At 56.3% G+C, this 26,087-nt stretch carries 22 protein-coding genes and 1 tRNA gene; 3 read left to right on the top strand and 20 right to left on the bottom strand.

Annotated elements, in window-relative coordinates; translation table 11 throughout:
* Positions 1–76 precede the first annotated feature (76 nt).
* From P3B99_008025 to P3B99_008010, 4 genes are all read right to left on the bottom strand, one after another.
* A complete protein-coding gene (locus P3B99_008025; protein WYJ07147.1) occupies positions 77–1,225 on the bottom strand; it encodes an SGNH/GDSL hydrolase family protein in 1,149 nt (382 codons plus the stop codon).
* 69 nt (positions 1,226–1,294) lie between these two features.
* Positions 1,295–1,618, bottom strand: a complete 324-nt coding sequence (locus P3B99_008020; protein ID WYJ07146.1) for a PEP-CTERM sorting domain-containing protein — start codon at positions 1,616–1,618, stop codon at positions 1,295–1,297.
* On the bottom strand, positions 1,609–2,829 hold the full coding sequence (locus tag P3B99_008015; GenBank protein ID WYJ07145.1) for a hypothetical protein: 1,221 nt from the start codon (positions 2,827–2,829) through the stop codon (positions 1,609–1,611). Before P3B99_008015 ends, P3B99_008020 begins: the two co-directional genes overlap by 10 nt.
* Before the next feature lie 53 nt (positions 2,830–2,882).
* Positions 2,883–4,943 carry a hypothetical protein gene (locus tag P3B99_008010; protein WYJ07144.1) on the bottom strand — a complete coding sequence of 687 codons (2,061 nt, stop codon included), beginning with the start codon at positions 4,941–4,943 and terminating at the stop codon, positions 2,883–2,885.
* A gap of 167 nt (positions 4,944–5,110) precedes the next feature.
* Between P3B99_008010 and P3B99_008005 the strand changes: the two genes are divergently transcribed.
* Entirely contained in the window at positions 5,111–6,220 is a 1,110-nt protein-coding gene (locus P3B99_008005; protein WYJ07143.1) for a LacI family DNA-binding transcriptional regulator, read from the top strand.
* A 518-nt stretch (positions 6,221–6,738) separates the two neighbouring features.
* On the opposite strand, the gene P3B99_008000 is transcribed toward P3B99_008005, so the two are convergent.
* Positions 6,739–7,563, bottom strand: coding sequence for a LysM peptidoglycan-binding domain-containing protein (locus P3B99_008000; GenBank protein ID WYJ07142.1), 825 nt, complete (start codon positions 7,561–7,563; stop codon positions 6,739–6,741).
* 6 nt (positions 7,564–7,569) lie between these two features.
* Positions 7,570–9,099, bottom strand: coding sequence for a bifunctional phosphoribosylaminoimidazolecarboxamide formyltransferase/IMP cyclohydrolase (gene purH, locus P3B99_007995; GenBank protein WYJ07141.1), 1,530 nt, complete (start codon positions 9,097–9,099; stop codon positions 7,570–7,572).
* Between the two features lie 144 nt (positions 9,100–9,243).
* On the opposite strand from purH, the gene P3B99_007990 reads away from it, so the two are divergent.
* Both P3B99_007990 and hemA read left to right on the top strand, forming a co-directional pair.
* Positions 9,244–10,203 (top strand): polyprenyl synthetase family protein, encoded by a 960-nt coding sequence (locus P3B99_007990; protein WYJ07140.1) that lies wholly within the window; start codon positions 9,244–9,246, stop codon positions 10,201–10,203.
* 6 nt (positions 10,204–10,209) lie between these two features.
* A complete protein-coding gene (hemA, locus tag P3B99_007985; protein WYJ07139.1) occupies positions 10,210–11,226 on the top strand; it encodes a glutamyl-tRNA reductase in 1,017 nt (338 codons plus the stop codon).
* Positions 11,227–11,382: 156 nt separating this feature from the next.
* Here hemA and P3B99_007980 read toward each other — a convergent pair.
* From P3B99_007980 to P3B99_007915, 14 genes are all read right to left on the bottom strand, one after another.
* Positions 11,383–11,459, bottom strand: a tRNA-Pro gene (locus P3B99_007980).
* A gap of 38 nt (positions 11,460–11,497) precedes the next feature.
* Complete coding sequence (locus P3B99_007975; protein ID WYJ07138.1) at positions 11,498–12,553, bottom strand: hypothetical protein; 1,056 nt, start codon at positions 12,551–12,553, stop codon at positions 11,498–11,500.
* Entirely contained in the window at positions 12,540–13,202 is a 663-nt protein-coding gene (locus tag P3B99_007970; protein WYJ07137.1) for a hypothetical protein, read from the bottom strand. Before P3B99_007970 ends, P3B99_007975 begins: the two co-directional genes overlap by 14 nt.
* Before the next feature lie 3 nt (positions 13,203–13,205).
* Complete coding sequence (gene ychF / locus P3B99_007965) at positions 13,206–14,309, bottom strand: redox-regulated ATPase YchF (GenBank protein ID WYJ07136.1); 1,104 nt, start codon at positions 14,307–14,309, stop codon at positions 13,206–13,208.
* Between the two features lie 14 nt (positions 14,310–14,323).
* Positions 14,324–15,526 carry an AIR synthase-related protein gene (locus tag P3B99_007960; protein WYJ07135.1) on the bottom strand — a complete coding sequence of 401 codons (1,203 nt, stop codon included), beginning with the start codon at positions 15,524–15,526 and terminating at the stop codon, positions 14,324–14,326.
* Between the two features lie 33 nt (positions 15,527–15,559).
* A complete protein-coding gene (gene thrH / locus P3B99_007955; protein WYJ07134.1) occupies positions 15,560–16,165 on the bottom strand; it encodes a bifunctional phosphoserine phosphatase/homoserine phosphotransferase ThrH in 606 nt (201 codons plus the stop codon).
* Between the two features lie 10 nt (positions 16,166–16,175).
* The gene (locus P3B99_007950; protein WYJ07133.1) at positions 16,176–17,378 is read right to left on the bottom strand and encodes a biopolymer transporter Tol; all 1,203 of its coding nucleotides are present in this window, start codon (positions 17,376–17,378) and stop codon (positions 16,176–16,178) included.
* Between the two features lie 33 nt (positions 17,379–17,411).
* Positions 17,412–18,782, bottom strand: coding sequence for an MATE family efflux transporter (locus tag P3B99_007945; GenBank protein WYJ07132.1), 1,371 nt, complete (start codon positions 18,780–18,782; stop codon positions 17,412–17,414).
* 52 nt (positions 18,783–18,834) lie between these two features.
* A complete protein-coding gene (tyrS, locus tag P3B99_007940) occupies positions 18,835–20,013 on the bottom strand; it encodes a tyrosine--tRNA ligase (GenBank protein WYJ07131.1) in 1,179 nt (392 codons plus the stop codon).
* Between the two features lie 791 nt (positions 20,014–20,804).
* Positions 20,805–22,094 carry a glucose-1-phosphate adenylyltransferase gene (locus P3B99_007935; protein WYJ07130.1) on the bottom strand — a complete coding sequence of 430 codons (1,290 nt, stop codon included), beginning with the start codon at positions 22,092–22,094 and terminating at the stop codon, positions 20,805–20,807.
* Positions 22,095–22,346: 252 nt separating this feature from the next.
* On the bottom strand, positions 22,347–22,889 hold the full coding sequence (locus P3B99_007930; protein ID WYJ07129.1) for a DUF2147 domain-containing protein: 543 nt from the start codon (positions 22,887–22,889) through the stop codon (positions 22,347–22,349).
* Entirely contained in the window at positions 22,886–23,665 is a 780-nt protein-coding gene (locus tag P3B99_007925) for a uroporphyrinogen-III synthase (GenBank protein ID WYJ07128.1), read from the bottom strand. The genes P3B99_007930 and P3B99_007925 overlap by 4 nt, the downstream gene beginning before the upstream one ends.
* A gap of 1 nt (position 23,666) precedes the next feature.
* The gene (locus P3B99_007920) at positions 23,667–24,734 is read right to left on the bottom strand and encodes a M42 family metallopeptidase (protein WYJ07127.1); all 1,068 of its coding nucleotides are present in this window, start codon (positions 24,732–24,734) and stop codon (positions 23,667–23,669) included.
* A 31-nt stretch (positions 24,735–24,765) separates the two neighbouring features.
* Complete coding sequence (locus tag P3B99_007915; GenBank protein WYJ07126.1) at positions 24,766–26,013, bottom strand: DUF6786 family protein; 1,248 nt, start codon at positions 26,011–26,013, stop codon at positions 24,766–24,768.
* Positions 26,014–26,087: the final 74 nt, after the last annotated feature.

The following is a 26,087-nucleotide window of genomic DNA, read 5'->3' as shown; positions in this document are numbered from 1 at the left end:
CCGACTTTCTCAAATAGACCGCAATGCGCCCGAACCGGCAGAGGTTGCTCAATGCCGCGCCGCCGCGGGCGGGCGTCTACCGCGCGTTCAGCGCGCGTTTCAAAACGGGCAGGCTGTTTTTAAACATAAGAAAGAAGCCCAAGTCGTTAGGGTGGCAGTTGTCAACGGTAAGGTAGGAAATGTCCGCGCCGCTTAAAAGTTTTTGGCCGTCCACATACCAAACTTTTTTGTCGCCCGATTCCAGCGCGTTCTCATAGGTCTTCCGCACAATTTTTTCGCGTTCGGGTTCGGCGTTTGTGATTCTGCCGAGTATGACAATAGGCAGGTTCGGGCGGGCTTTTCTGATTAGTTTGAAGAACGGTTCATGGGTGTTTTTCAGATGTCCGACGCTGGGGGCGTTGTAGTCGTAATCGTAGACGAACGCGGAAAGGTCGAGGGAGGCGATAAGCTCGGCGATTTTCGGTTCGCCCTTTGCGTTCCCCGAAAATCCGAGGTTTATCATGGGAGCGTCGAGTTCGCGGCAGAGCATTGCGGCGTATGCGTTTGAAGTTCTGGAAGCGCACCCGCCCTGCGTTATCGACGAACCGTAGAAGAGAATGGGTTTCCCGATTTTGTGCGGAGTAGGCGTTTCGATTTTCGCGTTCGGGACAAGCCCTATTTCGAGCGAGCGCAGTCCGTTGTAAAGCGGCAGGTAAATTGTGTAGTCGCACATTTCGGCTGGGGCAGACTTGCACACAACGGCTACGAGAGACGACGGAATCCTGCTTTCCCAATTTGCGGGGTTGATTGTTTTGATGTGGACAGTGCGGTTGCGGAAAACGTCGAAGCCCGACGAGCCGGCGGCGGGCATGTGCCCGAGGTTGGGATTGAGCCTTTGTATTTCGGCGCGAAGCACGATATGCCGCGAATCGGTGCGGAAGCGCACGACGCCCCCCGCCGTGTGCTTTGCAAGCTCCAAGACTCCGCTTCCGACGTCTCCCGCCGCAAGCGCGCGCGGCAGCCTGTACAAAGCGCCGCCCGACGCGTCTTTCGAACGCCACGGGAAGCCCTCCAAGACAAACGGGGATTCGAGCGCGTTGCGATAGACAACGTCAAGACCTTCGACTTTTTCCGAAACGAAATTTTTGTCGAGTTTTGAAATGTCCGCCGCGTCGGACGTCGAAGCAAATGCCGCCGAAACTCCCGCGACGGCTAAAATAGCGGTTTTTATAAAATATTTATACATCACACAAAGCAAGGCATTGAAAACAAGACGGCAAGCGGCAGACCCGCTTGCCGTCGCGGCTGAAATTGCCTACTGCCTGCGTCTGCGGTACGCGGCAAAGCCGAGCGCGAACGCCCCGAAAACCGCCGCCCATTCGGCGGGTTCGGGTATCGACGAAGTCAGAAAACCGTCCTTTACGCCGATTTGCAAAAGCTCCATCGACGAATTGTATGCCTTTATTTTGAGGAGAACGGCGTAGTCAAAATTTTCGCCGACATAAATGGTTTCTTCCATAAAATTATATATGGTAAACAATTTCCCGTCGGCTATGGAAAGCGTCGGCGCGGTTTCGCCCGTGAGGAAGAGTTGCGCGCCGGCGGAAAGGGTTAGTTCGAGATTTCCGTTCAATTCCATTTCGGAGAACGACTGCGCCGCCCCAAAACCAGACTGTTGTTGTCGCCTTCAACGAGAAGCTTGACCGCGCCGCCGTCTTTCGTCGAAATAGAGTCTACCGCATTTATTGTTGCGCGCGAATTTCCCAAAAGAGCAAAGCGCGCAGTCTGCCCGTCGCCAACGACAAACCTTACCGCCGCGCCGTTTTCGCGAAGGTTCAGTTGCGCGATGTTCGAGGCGTCGCTGCCTTGAAGCTCCAGCTTTTCGTTAACCGTCCAATTCGAGCCGTTGTAGATTTGGGCTACCCCCTTGATCCTTATGCCGGTATTCGCGCCCGTTGCTACCGCCTGATTCACCGAGCCGCCGTACTGCGAATCTATATTGTAAAAAACGAGCTGCGACGCGGGATTTGCACTGTTGATGTTAAGCGCGCCGTAATTGTAGATTCTGCTGTCGGAATTTTTCGGCGAGCCGAAGTTTACAGTTCCCCAAATGTCGACAGTGCCCGTAATCGACAAATTGTTTCCGTTCATGTTCAACACTCCGCCCTCGCCGACCGACGCGTATCCGTAGACGGCAATGCTGCCGTTCATGGAAAGCGTGCCGTTGACGAACAAACCTGAGTTTGACACGAACTCGGTATTCCGCTTTCCCGCATGGATATTGCCATTCCACTCGACATTCGCGCCAGAATCAATCGTAATAGAGGAAGACGTGCCAGCGGTAATTCCGATTTGCGTGGTGTCGGCGGTGTTCACTTTTGCATTGACGTTTTTGAAGGTAAGCTTCTGAGTCTGGTAGCCGCCGCTCCCCCAATTTTCGCCGTCGAGAACAAGCTTGTTGATGTCGAGAGACACAAGCACGGACGAAGACGCCGTGTTTGTTACGACTGCATTCGAAGATTTGAGAGTCAAGTTCTTTACCGAGAGTACTTGCGCGGCGTCGACGGAATTTGCGTCCAACGTGAAATCGAACGCGATGTTGGCGTCGCCGACTTCGTCGCTGCCCGACGACCTGTCGACAACCGTCATTTTTTTCATGGTTTGCCCGTTTCCCGCATAAAAAGCTCCCGTAGTCTCGGAAGGCGTGGAAACCAAAACGGCTTCCTTTGTGTTGTTTAGGTTTGAGAGCCAAGTCCTGCCTACGCTTTCCGGCTTGCCGACAAATTCGTCGGCGTTTGCGGCGGCGGTAGCCGACAGCAAGCACAATGATATTTTCAGTATATTATTCATGTTTTATATGGTTTGTTGATGTTGCAATTTCTTCCCTAAAAAAATCCCGCAGTTTAGAAAATTAAAGTCCCGACTTTCCACGCTTCGAGAGGCGGGACGGTTATTTTAAGCTCGCGTGAATCGGCGTTGTACTCGCATTCCGGTTCGAACGCGCCGCGCGGGGTTTCCCATTTGGGCGTCCGCGATTTTGGATTGCGAATCCGCAGTTTCAGCGGAAGCGACTTGCCCTCCGAAAGGTTCATAATCGTCGCCGCGCACACCCTGCCCTTTTTGTCTACGCGAGGATAAACCGCGGCGCGCCATGTGGTGTCGAGCCGCACCGAAAGCGGCGCGATTTTGTCTATGCCGTCGAGCATTGCCTTGCGCTTGAAATGCGTCGGATTTCTCGCAAACCCGTAGCCGCCCACGACAAGCGCGGACGCCCCCTGCGGCGTTTTCACAACGCACAGGCCCGCGCGCATCTTCCCGCCCGACTGGAAGCCCGCAAGAATTTCCGCGTCGGCAGACTCGACTTCGAGCGGGACGCCGCCGAAAAACCAGTAGGTTCTTCCGTCCACAAACTCCGTTCCGCCGGCTTTCGGCAGCGCCCTCACGCCCAGATTTATCCCGCGCTTGGCAAGCGGCGCAAGGGCGTCGTGGTTTATTATGAGGTTTTTCTTCAACAGAGCTTCAAGCTCCGAATCGTCGAAAGTTTCGACCGCCCTGCCCGTAAGGAACACAATGTCGGGCTTGGCGTTTTCGGGGCACACGGGAAAACCCGTGAGCATCATGTTGTACATGGAGTCCTCCGTCCACCAGTCGGCGGGGAATACGTCGCTCGGCGATAGTTTCGGCGACGCCACCGCGTGCGCGCCAAGCGGCCTCGCGATTCCGCCAAGACGCGTATTTTTCGACGCCTTGGCGACTTTTTTCAGATACGGTTTCCACTCCGCGCATGTCTGCGCAAACTGCTCGTAGCTTTCAATAGAATCGAAATTCTTTCCGAAATACCAGTAGAGCGAAAGGGAGTCGCAACCAGCCGCAAGCGCGAGGGCGCATTCCGCCATCATCGCTTCGGGAGATTTGAGAATGGATATGCGCGGATAGTTCTCCGCCTCGTACGTTATGCGCGATACGAACTTCATTTTGCGGCAGTCCTCGGCCTCGCGCGCGACGTCGAATATTTTGGAGACCAAAAGCCGCGAATTCCCCTCTTCGTAGTACCCCGCCCCCGGTCGGATTCCGACGCTTTTCGAGCCTGCGAGCCCTTTCAAAATCCCCCCGCTCGTAAGCCCGTTGTGCTTGTAGCGCGAATGGATATTCTGAAAGCCGAGGAAACATTCGGGCATAAGCTCGTCGACGGGCTTGCGGTACGCCTCGCGGCAAAATTCTCCAAGCGACTTTCCGCAAAATTCCACCCACTTCTCCCTAAGCGGCTCCCACGTGCCGACCGACTTTGAAATGCGCCCGACGATTTCCTCCCGCGTATATTTTTGCCCCGCAAATTCGGAAAACTTTTTAAGGCAAGTCTCGCAAAAGCAGGTAAACAGCTCCGAGTCGCCGCCCGAAAAGCGGAGGTCGTCGTCAACCCAATACGACTTCGGGCGCAGCTGTTCTACGAACAATTTTGTGCGCCCGCGGTTGAACTGCCGCGCGCGCTCCGAATTCGGGCAAAGGCGGTACTGGCAGTTGCCGTTTTCGTCTATAATCAAGTCGCCCTTTTCGAAATTGATTTCGCCGGTCGAAGCGAGGGTCTCGCCGTATTCGGCGTCGGAGAGCATTCCGCTAATTGCGCTGCCCGCCGCGCCGCCGCCCGACGGGTGCCCGAGCGCGATAACCTGAAACGAAAAATCTATTCCGCGCTTTTGGCATTCGTCGCGGTAGGCGTTTATCATATTGCATTTTTCGACGATGTTCGCCGTTTTCAGAAACGGGTTTATGTAAAACCACATTTCGTCCCACGGAGTGCCCGACTTGTCGGAGCACTGCAAAATAATGTCCATCATCTCCCTGTCGGTCGGGCTGCCGTGGCGCAGCGACATAAACGGTTTGGCGGACGCCGCAGCGGCGGCAAGCGTCAGCAAAACGGCATATAGATATTTTTTCGGCATCGTGAATAGATATTTTTTCGGCATCGTGAATTTGTTTTTGTGCTTTTGAATTTCCAATCGCCCCCGCGATGTTTTCAAATATTGAACAAAAAATTTATTATTGCAATTCCGCCGATTGCGTTTTTTATATAACAGTTATATCCGCAAACAACTGAAATATAAGCATGAACAGCTCACAAAACCGAACAACAATGAAAGACATCGCCGAATATGCGGGCGTTTCGAAATTTACGGTCTCGATGGCATTGAACGGCTCCGACAAAATCAGGAACGAGACGAAAAAACGGGTAAGGGAGGCGGCGAGAAAGCTAGGATACAAAAAAAACGGCTTCATCAGCGCGGCGATGAGCGCGATGAAATCGAAAAAGACGGACTGGCAGCAGGAAACCGTTGCCCTACTCTACACGAAGTCCGACACGCTCGAAATCAAGCCGACTTTCCCCGAAATCGTATCGGGAATAAAGAGCGAGGCGGACAGGCTCGGCTATTGCGTGGAGGAATTTTATCTGGACGCGCGCGCAATGTCGCCGCAAAAGCTCGACTCCATTTTCAAGTCGAGAAACATCAGGGGCGCGATAATGACCGGGCTGCTCGACAAAAACATGTTTCCAAAGCAGTACGCGCGGCTGGCAAAAAAATACAATTTCATTTCGGCGGGACTGCGGACAAAAAATCCCGAAATAGACTTCGTAATTACAGACCAATTCCTTATTTCATACTATTCAACACTTAAAATTATCGAATACGGATACAAACGCCCCGGCCTTGCCACTACTGGCAACATCGACTTTCTCATAGACGGCAGGTTCACGGGCGGCTTTTTGCGCGGGCAGATAAACTTGGACGAAAAATCGAGAATACCGCCCTTTCTCTACGTCGAAAAGGACAAAGAGCGGAAGAAAAAATTTTTCCACTGGCTGAAAAAATACAAGCCCGACGCCATACTCTGCCTTGAATCCTATATAAAAGAATGGCTCGAAGAAGCGGGGCTGAAAGTTCCAAGAGACATCGGGCTTGCAACGCTTGAAGTAGACGAACGCCGATTCGCGGGCATGAAGCAAAAAAACAGGGACGTCGGAATAATCGCCATGCAAAACCTCTCCGACATTCTACACCGAAATATTCTTACAAGAAAAAATTCACCCGCAAAATCAACCATTATCCGCCCCCATTGGGTAAACGCCTACACACTGCCCAAATTACAACAGGCTGGCAGCCTGCACGGGCGCGAGCCGCGCCGGTCGTCGGAACTTCGGCAGGCTACAGCCTGCACGGCGTCGGAGCTTCGCTCCTTTCTGTGATTATGCGGCGCGGCTATAACCGCGCCTATCCCCGTTTAGTCCGTATTGCCACTGGCAATTACTAACATCGGGAAATGCTTAACACTGAAAAGAAACTAATTTAAACAGACGCGCTTTGCGCGGAGAAAGAAAAAACGGAAATCCGCAAACTTGGATTCTCTGCTTACCAATCAACTCAACTTTTATCCCGACGCATTCTAAAAAACTTTGTGCGTTAGCACTCATTTGTTAGGCGCGTTAGAGTGCCGTTCAGGCGGTGGCTTTCACGCATGCGCAGGACGCGTGGCGTACTTTTGTACGCGAGCGGTCTGCGCATGCGGGGAAACGCCGCATTAACGGTGCTATAACGCGCCGTTTTTAGGGGCGTCAAAGTGCCAGTATAAGGTCGGCTTTACGCGCGAAACAGGGCGCGTAGCATACTTGGCGTATGTAAGCGGTCTGGGTCGCGCGTGAAACGCCCTTAGACTGGTGCTATGACGCCCCGTTAGAAACGCCCTTAGGGAAGTGCTTTCACGCGCCTACCTCGGGATTCGCAACACCTGCCCCGGTTTTAGGGATTCGGGCGTCGCCATTCTGTCGCGGTTGGCGTTGAAAATCTCGCGCCACCTGTTTTTTGTTCCGTAGACTTTTCTGCTTACGTTTGAAAGCGTATCACCAGGCATTACCGTGTACGTCGACGGCGTGTCGCGCCTTACCTCGACCGTCTGCTGTTGGGCTTGCGCCGTGCCAGCGCGTTGGGTCTGCTGCTGTCTGCGCTCCGACGAAGCCGCCTCGCGCGAGCCTCTCGCCGACGCCACGCTTACCTTTTGCGAAGCTTTCAGCGACTCTATCGTGGTTGCAGCGGCGTCGAGACGCTGTTTGAGTTCGAGGTTCTCTTTCTGGACTTTTTGGAGAAGCTCCTCCAATTCGAGCCGCCGCACGTTGTTCTCGAACGGGCTTTCTGGCAGGGACGCCGCGAATTTTTTCTGCGCGGTTTCAATCATCTGCCGCACCATGGGCGACACCTGCGAGTTCGGTTTGAGTTCGAGAAATTTTCTGAAATGGTAAATCGCCTGAATCGGGTCGTTCATATTGTCGAGATATATACGCCCCAATTCAAAATGCGATTCGGGCGCGTCCTTGCGTTTTTCAACGACTTTCAGGAACGCGCTCATCGCCTCCTTGACGTTCCCCCTGCGGAGTTCGTCCTGACCGCGAACGAAATGGGTTTCGGAGGTCTCCTTTACGACTTCGCTTTTGCCGAAGTCGCAGCCGCCCGCCGCAAGAATGTACAGCACGGCGAACGCCGCCGCGATAAAAGCGAGCGCCGTTTTGCCTTTGAGCGTGAAGATATCGAAACCCATCGTATATTAGTGTCGGAAATGGCGGACTTTTGTAAAGACCATCGCCATGTTGTTTTCGTCTGCGGCGGCGATAACTTCGGCGTCGCGAACGGAACCGCCCGGCTGTATTGCCGCGGTCGCGCCCGCGTTTGCGGCGGCAACGAGACCGTCGGCGAAGGGGAAGAACGCGTCGGAAGCTACAACGCTGCCTTTGAGCGAAAGCTTAGCCTGTTCCGCTTTCCAGACCGCGATTTGCGAGCTGTCAACGCGCGACATCTGCCCCGCGCCGATTCCGAGCGTGCGCTCGCAGCCCGCGTAGACGATTGCATTGCTCTTGACGTGCTTTACGACCTTCCAGCCGAAGAGCATTGCGCGCCATTCCTCGTCGGTGGGCTGGCGTTTGGAGACAACCTGCATGTTTTCTTTAAGCTCTTCGATTGCGTCGGCGTCCTGCGCGAGAACTCCGCCCACGACGCTTTTGAGTTGCAGGCCTTCCGCCTTTTTGAAAGTGGAAATCATCACGCGGAGGTTCTTTTTCTTTGTGAGAATTTCGAGAGCCTCGTCGGAGAAGTCGGGGGCGATAATCACTTCCGAGAAAATGCCCGAAATGATTTGCGCCAAGTCCGCCTCCATCTTCCTGTTCACGACGATTATGCCGCCGAACGGAGCCTGTTTGTCGGTTTCGAAAGCCTGATTCCACGCGTCGACCAAGTTGTCGCACGAAGCCACGCCGCAGGGATTGGTGTGTTTGAGTATCGCGAGGGTCGGCTTGTCGAACTCTGCGATGAGCGTCGCCGCCGCGCTGATGTCGATGATGTTGTTGTAGGAAAGTTCCTTGCCGTGGAGCTGGCGGAAAAACTTGCCGAAGTCGCCGTAAAGAGCCGCCTGCTGGTGCGGATTTTCGCCGTAGCGCATTTTCTGGACGAGCGGCAGACCCACATTGAGCGTTTCGGGAAGGGCGTCTTCGCCGTTGAACTTTTTGTTGAGGTAGTTCGAAATTGCGGCGTCGTACGCGCTCGTGCGCTGGTAGACTTTGAGGGCGAGCTTTCTGCGCAGGCTCTGCAATTCCTCGCCGCCCTTGCGCATTGCCTCGATTACCGAGGGATAGTCGCGGTTGTCGCAGACGACGGTCACGCTTGCGTGGTTTTTCGCCGCCGAGCGGAGCATGGAGGGCCCGCCGATGTCGATATTTTCGATTGCGTCGGCGATGGTGCAGCCGGGCTTTGCGACGGTCGCCTCAAAGGGGTAGAGGTTTACGACGACCAAGTCTATCATGGAAATTCCGTGTTCCGCCGCCTGCTTCATGTGCTCTTCCGACGAGCGCAGGCAGAGGAGACCGCCGTGGATTTTGGGGTGGAGGGTTTTGACCCTGCCGTCCATCATTTCGGGAAAACCGGTGTAATCGCTTACTTCCGTTACGGGGATTCCCTTTTCGGCGAGCAATTTCGCCGTACCGCCCGTGGAAAGAATTTTATAGCCGTGATGGCGCGTCAATTCTTTCGCAAATTCGACTATGCCTGTTTTATCGCTTACGGATATCAATGCGAGCTTTTCCATATACCGAAAAATCAACTCTTTTGCCGCCGCCCTGACAAGTATATTTTTGCGCCCGACCAAAAAATTTTTCGCCCCTCATTTTTTAATTGCGAAAAAATATGTTTTTGAAAGAATCGAAAGACGTTGAATAATTTTCATGACAGTGTGAAAAGCCCCTTCGGGGGTATCGCCGAAACCTTGAAGCCCAAAATGGAGGACTTCAAGGTCTTTCTGTTGAATCAGGCCGAAACTTTCGAAAACGGGGTGAGGGCCGCCGCGCGAGCGGCAATCTCGCCGAACGGCAAATATATCCGCCCGATGCTCGTGTTCGCCTCAGCCCCCGCCGACGCCGACGAAAAGTCGCTCGTGCGCCGCGCGACAATCGCGGAACTCGTGCACCTATCGACGCTAATCCACGACGACGTCATCGACAGGGCGGACATGCGCCGCAACAGCGAAACCGCCTACAAAAAATACGGGGCGAAAACCGCGATTTTGCTCGGCGACGCAATATTCTCGCACATGATGTCGCTTGCGTTCGAGGAAAACAGCATGGCGGTTCTCAAAAAAACGGCGGACTGCGTGCGCACGGTCTGCGAGGGCGAAATCAAGCAGACGCTCGCCGACAGGGCCGAGATTGTCTCGCGCGAAAAATACTACGAAGTCGCCTACGGGAAGACCGCCGCGCTCTTCGAGCTTGCGTGCAACCTCGGCGCGACCGCGGGAACGCCGCCCGACGGCTGGCGCGAGGCCGCGGAAAACGCGGGCAAACAGCTCGGCATCGCCTACCAGATTTACGACGACATTTGCGACTGGTTCATGTCGGAACGCGACGCGGGCAAAACGCTCGGCACAGACTTGATTTCTGGCAAGCAGACTTTCCCGCTCATCGCGCTTTTGGAAAAACTGCCCGCAGAGCAGTCGGCAAGCTTGGCTAAAAACCTGCCGAACGAACAGCCCGAAAAAATCGCAAAACTTATGCGCAGCTTCGGTATTCCCGAAATCTGCGCGGCGGAATTTTCAAGACGCGTCGCCGCCGCGGAGGAGTCGCTTGGGAAATTTCCCGCGGTCAACGCGGGGCTTCTCGAATTTTGCTCTGCGATGCGCAATTTGAAATTCGGCTAAACCGCCATGGGCAAACTGTACGTCGTGGGAATTTCGCATATGTGCGCGGACGCCGAAACCGTCGGCTCTTGCGGCGTGCCCAAAGAATGCGCGGCGGAGGCGGAACAAACGCTGCTGGACGCCGACGGAGTTTCCGAAGCGCTGATTCTAAGCACATGCAACAGGGTCGAATTGTACTTCGTCTCGGAACGCGGCGCGGAAAACGCGCTCAAAGCGTTCGAAAAAACGCCGTCGAGGGGGCGCGACTTCGGCAAATTCCAAAAACTTTCGTACACAAAATGCGGCGACGAGGCGATCGGGCACATCTTCGAAGTGGCGTCGGGACTGCAATCGCAGATGACGGGAGAGACCGAAATTTTCGGGCAAGTCAAGGCGGCATACGCGCAGGCGTCCGCCGCGCGGCACTGCGGCGCGGTGCTGAACACGGTCTTCCAAAAGACGTGCCAATGCGCAAAATGGGTCAGGACAAACACCGACATCGGACACGGAAAAATCAGCCTCGGCTCGGTGGCGTCGGAACTGGCGGGCAGAATTTTCGACGACGTTTCAAAGGCGAAAATCCTGCTTGCGGGTTCGGGCGAGGCGGGGAAACTCGTGGCGGACGCGCTGTTCGTGAGGGGCGCGACAAACATGACTGTCGCCAGCAGAAAATTCGAAAACGCCCTGCGCCTTGCGGAACAAATCGGGGCAAAGGCATCGCCGCTCGAAACCGCGCTCGCAAACCTGCCGCTGTTCGACATCGCAATAACCGCAAGCTATTCGCCCACCCCGCTGATAACGAGGGAACGCGCGGCGGCGGCGGTGTCCGCCCGCAGGGGCAAACCGGTGTTCCTAATCGACCTCTCCGTGCCCCCGAATATCGAAATTTCGTGCGGCGAACTCGACGACCTGTACCTGTATAATTTGGACGACCTCTCGCATATCGCAAACGAGAACATGGCGGCAAGGAAGTCGGAAATCGAAACCGCCCGCAAATACATAGAGGCAAAAGCCGCGGCGGTTGCAAAAAAACTCGGTATTTAACCCGCATTCCCGAAATCGGAATTTCGAAGTCGGGCGGCTCGCGGGCGGAATTTTCAAGCGCAAGACGCGCCGTTTATGCGCATTCAAAGCAACCGCAATTCCCGATAAACACCTACAAAAAAGCCCGCAACTCTTGAAGAATTGCGGGCTTTAAAATGGTCGAGGTGAGTGGATTCGAACCACCGGCCTCTACGTCCCGAACGTAGCGCTCTACCAGGCTAAGCTACACCTCGCCGTATTTGAAAGTCTTTTGTTATGGACTCCTATTTTTTTAATTCAAGCTTTTTTTGTCGCCCGTCCCACTTTTTTCCGCGTATTTATAGAAAGTAAGAAGCCATGCGGCAAATTCAAGCCCCGCGAATGCCCACAGATACAGCCCTATTCGCCCTTCCCCGACCGAATGGGAAGCGGCCGAGCCTATGCCGAACACCGCCCATGCGCATAGGGCGTTCCCCAAGACCGCCATGCCGAGATAGCCCCTGTCGGAAAGAAGTTTGAAGCGTTTTGCGTGGGTTGCCGCCGCCGTCCACAGGATAACCGCAAACACCCCGATTTCGCGCGAATCCCACGACCAGAACCTGCCCCAAACGCAGTCCGACCAGATTCCGCCGAGCATTGTTCCCACCAGCAGAAAAAAGAGCGAGAAGCACTGCAAGCCGTATGCCGTTTTTGCCGTATCGCCCGTGGAGATTCCGAAGTTTCCGCGCGAAAGCGGGTTTGCCGCTATGCGGAATGTCGCCGCAAAGCCGCAAAGGAAGCTTCCGCCGAAGCCCGCGACAACCGCCGCGTAGTAAGTCCAAAACAGAAGGTTCGAATCGAACGACGCCGCGACCGATCCGACTGCCCCGTCGGCGTTTGCCACAAGCAGCGAAAGAAGCCCCGCCGACGCCCCCGACACCACGCATTCCGCGCCGCGGTTTTTAGCGTACAGCAAAAGCCCCAAGACTGCCGCCGCAATGCCCATGAACACCGCAATTTCCGGCGCGTCGAGCGGCGGCATTCCGCCGCACAAAAACGCCGCAACACCCGCGCCCGCCGCGTGAGCTGCGACCGCCGCCGCCAAAATCCGCGCCGCCACAGTCGGAGTTCGTCCGCGCGCGCCCGAAACGAGAAACGCCGCGAGCGAAAATCCGTACAAAAGAACCGCCGCAAAAAGCGGGTTTGCCGCCGCGAAAAATTCGGAGAGCCACCCCGAGTTTCCGCCAAGAAAATCGCGCGGCGCGGCAAACGGCAAGCCCGAAAATCCCAAGCGCGACGCCGCGTACGGAGCGCACGCGCCGAGAACCACTGCCGCCGCCGAGCACAGTGCCGATTTAACGCCCGCCATCGCCCCTCCTTCCGAATTTCGGCAGCAGCACCGCCGCCATTCCGAAAAACGAAGCCCCCGTTGCGAGCCACGGCAGAAGCCGCGCGGGGTTTTTCACGGCGGTCGCGCCCGAAGCCGTTTTATAGAAAGTCCACCCCGCGAACGACGCGGGTCTGCCCGCTCCGAACGGCGCAGTTTTCACGTCCCCGCCGCGGCGGAATTTCATTTCGGAATTTTCAAGCCAGACCTCGAACGGAAGTTTTTTTTCGACACCCGAAGACAGCGTGACCGAAGCCGTCGGCACTTCCGAAAGCGTCATCGCGCCCTCCTCGCGGACGAAATGCCGCAGCGCCGCCGACACAATCAGCAGCGCGAACGCCATGTGGAGAATCGACGCGCCCAAACCCGCCACGCCGAATTTGAAAAAGCGCAGTCCGCCGAGAAATATGTTCGCAAGCGCGACAAGCCCAAGCGTGGAGCCGCCCGCGAGCGGAATTTTCAGCCCGCCGAAGTCGAGCGTAAAGAAAAAGCATTCGAAGAATCCGCCGCCGTTGCCCGCCCCGAAGCAAACCGCCGCAAGCGACAGCGCGACGCCGTAGAGCATGACGGCGACCGTCAGTTCCGGCGACGAAAAAAAGCGGTATAATTTGTCGAAGACTTTATGTCTCATTCGCTAAACGTTGAAGCGGAAGAGCGCGACGTCGCCGTCCTGAAAAACGTAGTCGCGGCCCTCCAAGCGGTATTTGCCCGCTTCGCGCGCGTGGGCGACGCTTCCGGCGGCAATCAAATCTTCGTAAGAAACGACCTCCGCTTTAATAAAACCTTTCTCGAAATCGGTGTGGATTACGCCCGCGCACTGCGGGGCGGTCATGCCCTTGACGAACGTCCACGCGCGAACCTCCTTTTCGCCCGCGGTGAAATAGCTCGCCAAGCCGAGCAAATCGTATGTGGCGCGGATAAGCTCGGAAACGCCGCTGCCGTCCACGCCGAGCTCTTTCAGGTATTCCGCCGACTCCTCCGGCGAAAGCGACGAAAGCTCCTCTTCGAGGCGCGCGCAAATCACGCATGTTCCCGCGTTGTGCTCGTTTTTTGCGAATTCGCGAACCCGTTTGACGTACTCGTTCGAGTCTCCGCCGAGGTCTCCCTCGCCGACGTTGCACGCGTAGATTACGGGCTTCGACGTCAGCAGGAAGAACGATTTTATCCGCGCGGAGTCCTCCTCCGAAACGTCGGGCAGGGTGAACGCGGGCTTTCCCGCGTTTAGGTGCTCGATGAGCCGTTTGAGCATTTCGACGTTCTTGATTGCCTCTTTGTCCATGCCCTTAGCCTTGCGGGCGTTGGAGTCGAGCTGTTTTTCGCAGCTTTGGAGGTCGCTTAAAATGAGTTCGGTGGAGATAACCTCGATGTCGCGAATCGGGTCGACGCTTCCCATGCTGTGGAGAATGTCGTCGTCGTCGAAACAGCGCACGACCTGCACGATTGCGTCTACCTCGCGTATGTTCGCAAGGAACTTGTTGCCGAGCCCCTCGCCCTTGCTTGCCCCCGCGACGAGACCGGCGATGTCCACAAACTCGACCGCCGCGGGGATTATCACGTTCGTCTTTGCGATGACCGCAAGCGGCGCGAGCCTGTCGTCGGGAACTTCCACGACTCCCACGTTCGGCTCAATCGTGCAGAACGGATAGTTTGCAGCCTCCGCCTTGCGCGAGCGCGTGAGCGCGTTAAACAGCGTACTTTTGCCGACGTTCGGCAAACCCACAATACCTGCCTTCAACATTTCGAAAACTCCGTTTAATCTCTCGGTCCGTACTCTATTTTCTTCGAACCGTATTTAATGCTTGCATGGTTTTTGCCGTCGGCGCGCGCGGATTTTTCGGTGTAGCCCACTACCTGCGCGGCGATTCCGAAAGACTCCGCAATTTCCACGACCTTCTTTGCGTCCGACTTTTTGCAGTATACCTCCATGCGGTGTCCCATGTTGTACACTTCGAACATTTCGCGGTCGGTCGTGCCGCTCGCCTTTTGGATTGCCCTGAAAATCGGCGGGACGGGCAGAAGGTTGTCTTTCACAAAGTGGACGCCCTTTCCGAAGCGCAGGCATTTCGTCTGTCCGCCGCCAGAGCAATGGACAAGCCCTTTTATCAAATTCGGATACTTTTTCATGATTTTCATCACGACGGGCGCATAGGTGCGCGTGGGGGAAAGCAGAGCCTGACCGACGGTCATGTCCGAGCCTTCAAGCTTGTCTTCGAGCTTGTGCGGCCCGCAGTAGACGAGGTTTTTGTCGGTATTGGAATCGTAGGTTTCGGGGTATTTTTCGCGGTAGTAGGGGCAGAGCATATCGTGGCGCGCGCTCGTAAGCCCGTTCGAGCCTATGCCGCTGTTTTCGAAGTCTTCGTACGTTGCGCGCCCCGCCGACGAAAGCCCGACAATCGCGAGGTTCGGCTTGATGTCCGCGCCCGTAATCACGTTGTCGCGCTTCATCACGGCGACCGCGCAGCTGTCCACGACGACCGCACCCGTGAGGTCGCCCACGTCCGCCGTTTCGCCGCCGCCGGAATAGATTTTAACGCCGAGTTTTCTGAGTTTTGCGAGGAAGTCCTCCGAGCCCAAAATAAGCTCCGCAAGAGCCTTGCCCGAAAAATTCCTGGCGTTGCGGTTTACGGTGTTGGAAAGCAGAATGCGCTCGACCGCGCCGATGCAGAGAAGGTCGTCTATGTTCATCACGATGGAATCCTGCGAGATTCCCCTGAATACCGATGCGTCGCCCGTTTCCCTGTATTGGAGGTACGCTATGATTGACTTCGTGCCGCTGCCGTCGGAGTGTATGACGTTGCACTTGGCTTTCGAACCCGTCAGAAAGTCCTCCGTGATTTTGCAGAACGCGCCCTTGAAAACGCCCTGGTCGAGCTTGTCCACTGCCGCGTGGACTTCCTCCTTGCCCGCCGAAACTCCGCGCGCGGCGTAGCGGCCGATATTTTTCTTTGTTGCCATAATGTAGCCTTTTCTATTAAAAATTATCCGTGTTTATTCGTCCAAGAATTTTGCGAACGCCGCTTTGAGCGAGTCGTAGTCGCGCGCGACGGGCAGGTCGGAATTTTCCGCCGCAAACTTTTCGGTCGGGCGGTAGAGAACCGCGCGGTCGGCGGCGCGGAGCATCGAAAGATCGTTGTACGAATCGCCCGTCGAGACCACCTTGAAGTTGAGCGATTTGAACGCCTCGACCGCCCTGCGCTTCTGGTCCGCCATTCTGAGTTTGTAGTCTGCGACAGTGCCGTCGGGGGCGATAACAAGCTCGTGGCAGAACAGCGACGGGTAGTCGAGCTTTGCCATGAGGGGCGCGGCGAACTGCTCGAAAGTGTCGGAGAGAATTACCACCCTTGTGCGCGAGCGCAGCCACTGCATGAATTCGCGCGCGCCGTCGAGGGGTTCGAGGGTCGCGATTATTTTGGAGATGTCGCCGAGTTTTATTCCGCGTTTTGCGAGAATGTCCAGACGGTACTTCATGAGTTTGTCGTAGTCGGGCTCGTCGCGCGTGGTGAGGCGGAGTTCGGAAATGCCCGACGCCTCCGCAAACGCAATCCAGATTTCGGGAATCAAAACCCCTTCGAGGTCGAGTGTGGCGATTGTCATGACTGGAAAATTAGCGGGGGTTGTACACGAAATCTGGCTCTTTCGCCGAGCCGAACGACGCCGTGTGGAGCGGCGCCTGCCTCTTTGTTTCGGTGTCGATAATGTAGAGCTGGCGGTTTTTGCCGCGCGCCTTTGCGCAGATTATGTGGCGGCCGTCGTTGAGCCAGCGCGGCGTAGACGTGCTTTCGCCCGCGCTTACGACCTCCGAAACGCGCTTGGAGAAATCGTAGACCGCCACCTGAAATCCGCGCCCCTGCGCCAGCGTGAACACGATTTTATTGGGGTCTTTCGGATTCCACGCGGGTTCGGAACAGTAGCGGCTGATGTTTGTGCGCACCACGCTCGGACGCCCCCCGTTTGCGGGCATTGTGTAGATTTGCGGCGAGCCGCGGTTGTCGGCGGCGAAGAGGATTTTCGAGCCGTCGGGCGAAAAGCTCGCCGTCGATTCCGTCGCGGAGGTTTTCGTGAGGCGGCGGAAGCCCGTGCCGTTTGCGTTCGCCGTCCAGATTTCCGCGTTGCCCGTTGCTGTGAGAATCATCGCGACTTTTTTGCCGTCGGGCGAGAAGTCTCCGCCCGTGTTGCTGCCCTTGTACGACGCGAACGGCTTGCGCGAGTTTGCCGCAAGGTCGATTTGGAAAAGGTCCATGAAGCCGGAGCGATAGTAGCCCGTGTACATCACCTTGCGGCCGTCGGGCGAGAAGTGCGGCAGGAGAGAGTCGGACTTGTCGTTTGTGAGCATTCTGACGCGCTTGAAGACCATGTCCGACATGCAGATGTCCGTGTTTTTTCCGCCGTTGCGGGAGTACGAGAACACGATTTTCCCCGCGAAGAACCCCGGTTTTCCGAGCGTGCGGTTGACCGCAACGTCGCACGCTTTCATGAGAGCGGCCGTCATGCTTTCGCCCGTGCAGATTTGCTCGAACAACGTTCCGCCGCGGATTGCCACCTTGACCGCCGTCGCGCCCGCCTTTGTGAACGAGAACGTAAACTGCGCATTTGCGGGGGTCGAGACAATGTAGCTGCCGTGCAGTCCGAACGCGCGTTTTGCGTCGGCGAGCAGCGACTGGTCGTCCGAAGTAATCGCAACCCTGTAAACGGGGACGTTCAGACGCTGTCCCCTGCCCTCGATTTGAATGTCGATGTCGCGTTGCGCGAACGCGCCGGCGCAGCCGAGTGTCGCGAACAAAATACCTAAAAATGCCCTTCTTATCATATCGTCTCCATAATTTACAAATTGCCGCGCATTTCAACACTTTTCCGCCGAATAAACCGACCTTCCGCGCAAGTTCCGCATTTCCCGAGCGACAACCGCCGCCGAAAACAGGAACGCCATGAAGTCGGAAGCCGCAAAACTCGCCCAAATTCCGTCGAGCGACATGAATTTCGGCAGCAGGTACAGGAACGGCACGAGGAACAAAACCTGACGCACGACCGTTATCAAAATGGAAAATATCGGGCGTTTCACCGCCTGAAAATATCCAGAGGCCACAATATTCACCCCGATTAGCGGACAGCAGAGCGTGAGCAGGCGCATTGCGCGTTCGCCCGTGGGAATCAGCGGAGAATCCGACGGAAGGAATATCGAAAAAATCGCGTCGGGAAACGCCTGCGTGGCGACGAATCCCGCGCAGCATATCGCAGAACCCGCCGCCAGCGAAAGCCGCAACGCCGAGCGCACGCGTTCGGGATTCCGCGCCCCGCGGTTGTAGCCTATTATCGGCTGAGCGCCCATCGACAGCCCCACGACGGGCAGAAATATGAACATTGTCGCCGTCATACAAATGCCAACCACCGCTATTGCCGACTCCGACCCGTACACCCGCGCCTGCCTTACGAACATCATCGTAGCCGCGCTCGACAGCCCCTGAATAATCAGGCTCGGCGAGCCTGCGTACAGCATCGACGCCATGAGGTCGAAGTGCGCCCGCAGGTTTTTCAGCCTGATTTTCAAATAGCTCCGCCCGCAGAAATAGAACGCGCAAACCCAGACCGTTCCGCATGCCTGCGCCGAGATTGTCGCCAACGCCGCCCCGCGTATCCCCCAGCCGAATTTGCACATGAACAGCCAATCCAAAATTACGTTCGCAACTCCCCCGATTATTATTGTAGCCATCGAATATGTCGGGCGACCCTCCGCGCGTATCAGATTGTTTACGCCAAATGATATTTTTTCAAAAATCAGCCCTCCTATTATTATGGAATAATAAGCCTTTGCGTCGGGGAGAATCCGCTCCGTCGCGCCGAAAAACCTGAGGACGGAATCCATGTTGCACAGCACGAGCGTCGCGGTAATTGCGTAGAAGGCGAAGAACATGAACACCGCCAGCCCCAGCACGCGCTCCGCCCCGCGCCTGTCGCCCTCGCCGAGTTTTATCGAAACGAGCGTCGCGCTCCCCTGACCTATCGTCATCGCGAGGGCGAGCAGAAACAGCGCGGGCGAAAAGCACACGGTTATAGCCGCAAGCGCGTCCGCGCCGCACACGCGCCCCACGAATATGCGGTCGATGACATTGTATGTCGCGCTGACGACGGTCGCCACAATAGAGGGTGTCGAGTAGCGGACAAGCAAGCTCCCGATTCGGGCTTCGCCCAATGCCTTTACTTCCTCGTCTTTCATAAAAAAAGCGGCTTTCCAAACGGTTAGCCGCGCAAAATCGGGTTGCCCAAGATTACGGGATTATTCTGAAAAACACGCGCTTTCCCGCCTGCAACACCAGCGGATTTACGGGGCGCGACAGCGCAAGGAACGGGTCGGAAACGCGCTCGGAATCGAGCTTTACCGCGCCCTGTTCGATGAGTCTGCGGACCTCCTTCTTGCTCGGGAAAAGCTTTGTCTCCGCCATGACGTTGACAATCGGCGCGCTGTCGGACTGCGCGACGGAATCCCACGCAAATTCGGGCATTTCGTCGGGAATTTCGTTTTTCGAAAAGACCTTTTCGAAGTTTTCAAGCTCAGCCCTGCCGACGTCCGCGCCGAAGAAGCGCGAGACCATAAGACACGCCAGATTCTTCTTGCATTTCATCGGGTGTTCCGACTTCATGCGCTCAATCTGTTCGGGCGTTTCGAGCAAAAGGTACTGGTAGTATTTCCACATCGTGTCGTCGCCGACGGACATGATTTTCCCGAACATGTCGCGCGGGGAGTCGTTGAACGCAATGTAGTTGCCGTAGCTTTTCGACATCTTCTTTTCGCCGTCCAAGCCCACGAGAAGCGGCATTGTGATTACCGCCTGCCCCGACTGCCCTGCGTCGCGCTGCAAGTCGCGCCCGACAAGGTTGTTGAAAAGCTGGTCGGTTCCGCCAAGCTCCACGTCGGACTCTATCATAACAGAGTCGTAGCCCTGCACGAGCGGGTACAAAAATTCGACTATCGAAATCGGCGTCTTCGACGCGTAGCGTTTTGCGAAGTCGTCGCGTTCGAGCATTCTCGCGACCGTCATTTTGCGGGCGAGGTTCAGCAGGTCGCCGAACGACATTCCCCCGAACCACTCGCTGTTATAGTGCACCTCCGTGCGCGATTCGTCCAGAATCTTGAACGCCTGCGCAAGGTAGGTCTTTGCGTTTTCCATGACCTCTTCGCGCGTCAAGACGGGGCGCAATGCGCTCCTACCGCTGGGATCTCCGATACATGCGGTGTAGTCGCCGATAATCAAAACCGCCTGATGCCCCAAATCCTGAAACTGGCGCAGTTTGTTGAAAACGACCATGTGCCCGAACGTGAGGTCGGGGCGCGTCGGGTCTACCCCCAACTTGACGCGCAACCGCTTGCCAGCCGCAAGCTTCTCCTTCAAATCCTCCGCGCCGATAAAAACCTCGGCGTTCTGCCCGAATATATCAATCTGATTCATACCTGTTCAATTATTTTCTCCCCATTATCCACCCCCCAAAACCAAACGCAACCCTTTTTTGGGCGCGAGCCGCGCCGGTCAACAGAGGGGGCTTGCCGCCCCCAAAAGGCGGTTTTCGCTACCACGAAAACTCCCGCCTGTCCCCCCGCTGGGCAGACTAACAGCCTACACGGGCGCGAGCCGCGGACGCAAGGTGCGCCAGCCGTCGGAGCTTCGAGCGCGAGCCGCGCCTTTCTTCGGAGCTTCGCTCCTTTTAATTGTTATGCGGCGCAGCTATAACCGCGCCTTTTCTGTATCAGTCCGTATTGGCTTCGCCAATTACTAGGATTAAAATTGCCGAACATTAGAGAGAAACAGGTAAAAAATAGACGCGCTTTGCGCGGATAAAAAAGAAAAAGCGGGAATCCGCAAACAAGGATTCTCCGCTATGCAATATGCTATACTTTTATCCCAAAGCACTCTAAAATCTTCGCGCCGTGCGCTGTAATTTTAGGCGCGTTAGAGTGCCGTTCAGGCGGTGGCTTTCTGTAATTTTAGGGACGTACTCGGATTTCCCAACGCTACGGTAGCTGACGAAACGCCCTACCCAACTTTTATCCCAGCGCATTCTAAAATCTTCGTGCGCCGTGCGCTCACTTTTTAGGGGCGTCAAAGTGCCGTTCAGGCGGTGGCTTTGCGAGTGGCTCAGGGTGCGTGGCGTACTGACGTACGCGAGCAGTCTGAGACACTCGCGAAACGCCGCATCAACGGTGCTTTCACGCCCCGTCAAGAAACGCCGTAGGGCGGTGCTTTCACGCCCCGTCTACGATTGTTCCAGAGTTGATTACAGCCTGCTTCGTTACAATCAGAACGCCGTCCCTTACATAGAGGCCTTCCGCCTCCCATTTGTCGGGCTTGCCTTTCGGGCTTAGCACGCAGTTGTCGCCGATACGCGCGTTTTTGTCGATAATCGCGTTTTCGATTTTGCAGTTCCGCCCTATTCCGATTGGCGGCACGCCCCTCGAAACGTTGTACTCGCGCTCCTCCTGCGATTCGTAGTAGTCCGCGCCCATCATTATCACGTTTTTGAGCGACGTTCCGCCCTCGATAATCGAGCGAATCCCGATTACGCAACGTTCGAGCGAGTCCGCGCGAATGACCGACCCGTCCGCGACGTTCGCCCTGTCGATTTTCGTGCCGAAGATTTTCGCACCGGGGAGGAAGCGGCAGTGCGTGTAGATGGGTTTGTCCTGCTTGTGGAAGTCGAATTCGGGGTTGGGTTCGGTGAGGGCGAGGTTCGCCTCGAAGAACGCGCCTACCGTGCCGATGTCTTCCCAATAGCCGTCGAAGATGTAGGCGCAGAGTTTTTTCTTGCCGAGCAGTCCGGGGATAATTTCCTTGCCGAAGTCCATTTCGCTGCCCGACATCGCCTCTTCCAAGACGTGCTGCGAGAAGATGTAAATGCCCATCGACGCCAAGCAGTAGTCGGCATTTGGGTCTTTGAGGTTGTGTTTGAGGTTGTCGCCTACGAGGAAGGAGTTGATGACTTTTTCGTCTTTCGGCTTTTCGGCGAATTCGACGATTTCGAGGTTGTCGTTTACGCGCATTACGCCGAGGCTCGGCGCTTCGCTTTTTGGCATGGGCTTTGCGGCGATTGTGATGTCGGCATTGTTTGCGATATGCCTGTTGAGCATTTCCTTGAAATTCATCTGGTAGAGCTGGTCTCCCGATAGAATCAGGTAGTGGCAGACTTCGCCGTGGCGTTCGAAGTGGTGCATGTTTTTGCGGACGGCGTCCGCCGTGCCCTGATACCAGTCTCCGCCTGAATCTGTCTGCTCGGCCGCGAGAATATCGACGAAGCCGTTTCCGAACGAGTCGAACTTGTATGTCTGCTGAATGTGCTTGTGCAGCGACGCCGTGTTGAATTGGGAGAGCAGGTAAATGCTGTCGAAACCCGAATTTATGCAGTTGCTAATGGGAATGTCCACAAGCCTGTACTTGCCCGCGAGCGGAACTGCGGGCTTGCAACGGTATTTCGTAAGCGGATACAAACGCGTGCCGCGCCCGCCGCCCATGATTATGCTGATTACGTTTTTTGTCATGTCGTGTCAATTTTTGATAAATTGCGGAGTTCGCCGTTTTGCGGGCGGTCGCCGTGGAGCGGTTGAAATTCCGTTCCGTCCGCGCCGCCGCCGCGGACGCCTCAAAAGCGAATCCGCGTTCGCGCAAACGGAAACCGCGAATGAATCAACAGCCCCTTTGATGCGTGCATTATCGACTTTATTTCGGGAAAAATCCAGCTTTTTTTTGCGCTTGCGAAATTCGGGCAAAACCCGAACAAAGCGCAAACATTTCTACAAGCACGGCGGATTGGGCGAAAGCTTGGCGATGTCGAGTTTGAACGGAAGTTTCGACTGCTCGAACGGAACGAGGTACTCGTTCGCACCGAACACAAAAAGCTCGCCGCGCAGGACGAGTTTTTTTGAGTCGGCGTCGAACCAGAGTTTGCAGCGGTAGACGCCGCCGTCGTCGGGATTCACGACCTTGCCGACGAATTTTCCGTCCGACGAGGGAATCAAATCCCACACAAAATCGAGACCGCAGAGCGGCGGCTTTCCGTCGAGACCCTTGGCGCGCTCAATCGGCTTTTCGATTGTGTCGTCCATTTTGGAGTCGTGGTAGATTGCGACCATTTTCGCGTAGCGTTTGCCGCCGCGCGGATAGACCGCGACCACGGTTTCGGGCTCGTCGCCGTCGTACATGAGCCACAGGCCGTCGATGTCCGCCTTTTCGACGACGGGAACGGGCGGGAACGCCGACCCGTCGCTTTTCGAGCACGACGCCGCGAGCATGCACGCAAGCGACGCCAAGACTGCCGAGATAAAAACGCGCGTCATTTTTCGGAAATTCCGACTGCCGAAAGAACCGCCTCGGCGACGGCTTCGGGAGATGGATTTTTAGCCTGCGCGGCGACTTTCATGCCGAATTTTTCGACCGCCGCCGCAGTCTTCGCGCCAATCGCCACGATTTTCGGGCGAACCGCCTTTGCCGACAGCGCGAGGTTTTCGGCGTTTTTAGCGAAGCCCTCCACCGCCGACGGGCTTGCGAAAACGACAGCGTCCGCGCCCGTTTTGCGGAATTCCGCCGCCGCCGCGCAGTCCTTTTCGACCCGCGCGATTTCGGTTTTATAGACTTCGAGAGCGTCCACGATGGCGCGGTTTTTTTCGAGCGCGTCGAAAAGCTCGTTGCCGGCAAGGTTGCCTATTATGCAGAGAATTTTCAGGTTTTCGAGCGTCTCGTAGTCCGCCATCGCCTGCGCCATGTTTTCGGCGGTGGAGATTTCGGGAACGACGTCGGCGCGGAGAAAGTATTTTTTAAGCTCCCGCGCGGTGGCCTCGCCCACGCACGCGATGCGGGCGATTCCCAGCGCGCGTATGTCGTCGAACGACTTCAAAAACTCGCCGAAGAAGCCGCGCACGCCGTTGACGCTAGAAAACGTCAGCCAGTCGTAGCGTCCCATTTCGGCGAAGACGTCGCGCAGTTCGTCCTCCTCCGCTTGCAGGTTGATTTTCACGAGAGGAAGCTCTATTGCGCCCACGCCCTTTGATTTCAGGATTTCGGCGACCGCCGAATTGTCCTCGCGGGTGAGCAGAACTTTTTTTGATTTCGCCATTTTAGAAAGTGAAGTCGTCCGATTCTTTGAGCGAGATTGCGAATGCCTCCAAGAGCTTTACGCAGTTCGAGATGTCGTCGAGGTCGGCGACTTCCGCGGGCGTGTGCATGTAGCGCAGCGGTATGCCGACAAGCCCCGTGGCGACGCCCCCGCGCGTCATCTGGATAACGCGCGCGTCCGTCCCCGTTGGTCTGCTTTCCGCGCTCACCTGATAGGGAATGCCCGCGAGTTTTGCGCACTCGACAAGCCTTTCAAAAACTTTCGGGTTGATGTTCGGCCCGCGCGAAATTACGGGGCCCGCGCCGAGTTCGATATACCCGAAACGGCGTTTGTCGCAGCTGGGGAAGTCGGTCGCATGGTCTACGTCGATTGCGATTGCGACGTCGGGTTTGACGGCGTACGCCGAGGTCAACGCGCCGCGCGTGCCGATTTCCTCCTGAGTGGTCGCCACGCTCACAACCTTGAATTCGGGCTTTTTTTCGAGCTTTGCGAGCCTGCGGAGAGCCTCGAACGCGCAGTAGCAGCCCGCCCTGTCGTCGAACGCCCGCGCGGCGCAGCGCGTGCGCGAGAGCTTGTGGACGATTGTGTCGTACACGACGGAATCCCCTATTTCGACGAGGCTTTGCGCCTCCTTTTTGGACTTCGCGCCGATGTCAATCCACACGCCGTAGATTTCGGGAACTTCCTTGCGCTCCTTGGCGTCCATGAGGTGTACCGCCCGCTTGCCCGTTACGCCGTAGACGTAGCCGTTGCGGGTCATGATTGTAACGCGCCTGCCTGGGAGCATTACGTTGTCGTGCCCGCCGAGCGTTTCGAAAAATACGAAGCCGTTTTCGTCTATGTACGAAACGATGAATCCGATTTCGTCCATGTGTCCTGCGAGCATAAGCGTTTTTGCGCCCGCGCCGAGGGTCGCGATTCTGTTTCCGAGAACGTCGCGACTCACCGAGTCCGCATAGGACGAAACGTATTTTTCTACGATGTCCGCCGCCTCGCGTTCGACGCCCGTAGGAGAGCGCGAACGGAGCAGTTCGAGAAGAAATTCGTCCATTTCAAAATGGTTGTTCATGTCGGTATTATCGAAATAAATTCTGTTTGGATTACTGTTTTTCGCCGCGCAACTGCCCGATGGCGATGCCCGTGAGCTTGTAGGAAATCAGCCCCAAGTCGTACTCAGAGCCTCCGAAGTGGAAGGTGCGTTGCAGGTGGAACTGGCTTTTGCCTGCCGCCAATTCGAGCGCGGGAGAGTAAGTTGTGATTTCGTAGAACCTGTCCGCCGCCGCCGATGTGCGGGCGAGCGGACCGTTGTTGTAGACCGAAATTGCGTCGCCGTCGAACCTGTCGCCGCCGCTTCTGCGCCACGCGTTTTGGAGGTACGCGCAGTTGCCCGACGGCTTTATGTAGAGAATGACGGTGAGAATTTTATTGTAGGCGTCGAACGAAACCGCGATGCCCTCGCTGCGCCTGCCCGAAATGCCGATTCCCGACATGTTGCGCCCGTCCACCTTGAATTCCACATACGACGGGTCGACAAGCAGCGAGCCGTCGCCCGACGACGCCTCGAAATAGTTGTCGCGCACAATGTCGCCGAGTTTTGCGGCGTCGCCCGCCCTGTACGGAATGAACACGCGCACTTTCCTGTTTGCGTTGAAGCACGACTGCACGTTCATGTTGAGCAGCCCGCTTTCGGGCGTCCACGCGGCGTCGCCGGCGTTTGTTAGCTTGTTGAAAGACTGGAACGCAACAAGCTTTACGGCTTCCGGAATTTCAATACCGAGAATTTCGGAAACCTGCGGGCGGTTGAGCACCGTGATTTCGCGCTCGGCTTTTACCTTGAACCGCTTGCCTTTCGCGTTTTCGAAATCGGCGAATTTTTCGAAACGCGCCTGCGTCTTCGAACGCGCGGTGAGCTTCCACGGTTCGGAGGAAAAGCTTTCGGGCGCGCGCCAATTTTCCGACGAATACGTTGCGCCGGCGGGGAAGAATACGGAGAAGTCGCCGCCTTCGGGGCCGATTCCGAAAGAGTCTTCGCCGCCAACTTCGTCGGACTGAATCGCCGCCTTTTCGTCGGCGACAAGCCTGTGGTTAATCCAGCCCAGCGACGCGCCCTCCGCGCCGCCGAACGTGGAGGTCATGACCCTGCCCTGATATTTGGGAGAGACCGCCACGAGCGAGTTTCCCTCGCCCAAAAGCACGATGCCCGCATTGTATTTGGAGAAGAACGAAAGCTCCTGTCCGAACGCGGGAAGGTCGGGCCCCGACGTATCCAATGCGGACTCCTTAATCAGCCCGCACGCGCCCAAAAGCGACGCAATTCCGACAAAACCCAGTGTTTGAAAAATTTTCATGTCCCACAAATGCCACATTGCCGCCGTTTCTTCAACTCTTTTTTCCCGCCGCCGCGCAATTGGCGCGCAAAAAA

The sequence above is a fragment of the Opitutia bacterium KCR 482 genome, from assembly GCA_029269845.2.
GTDB lineage: Bacteria > Verrucomicrobiota > Verrucomicrobiia > Opitutales > Intestinicryptomonadaceae > Merdousia.
This window is presented reverse-complemented; position numbering and strand designations above follow the sequence as displayed.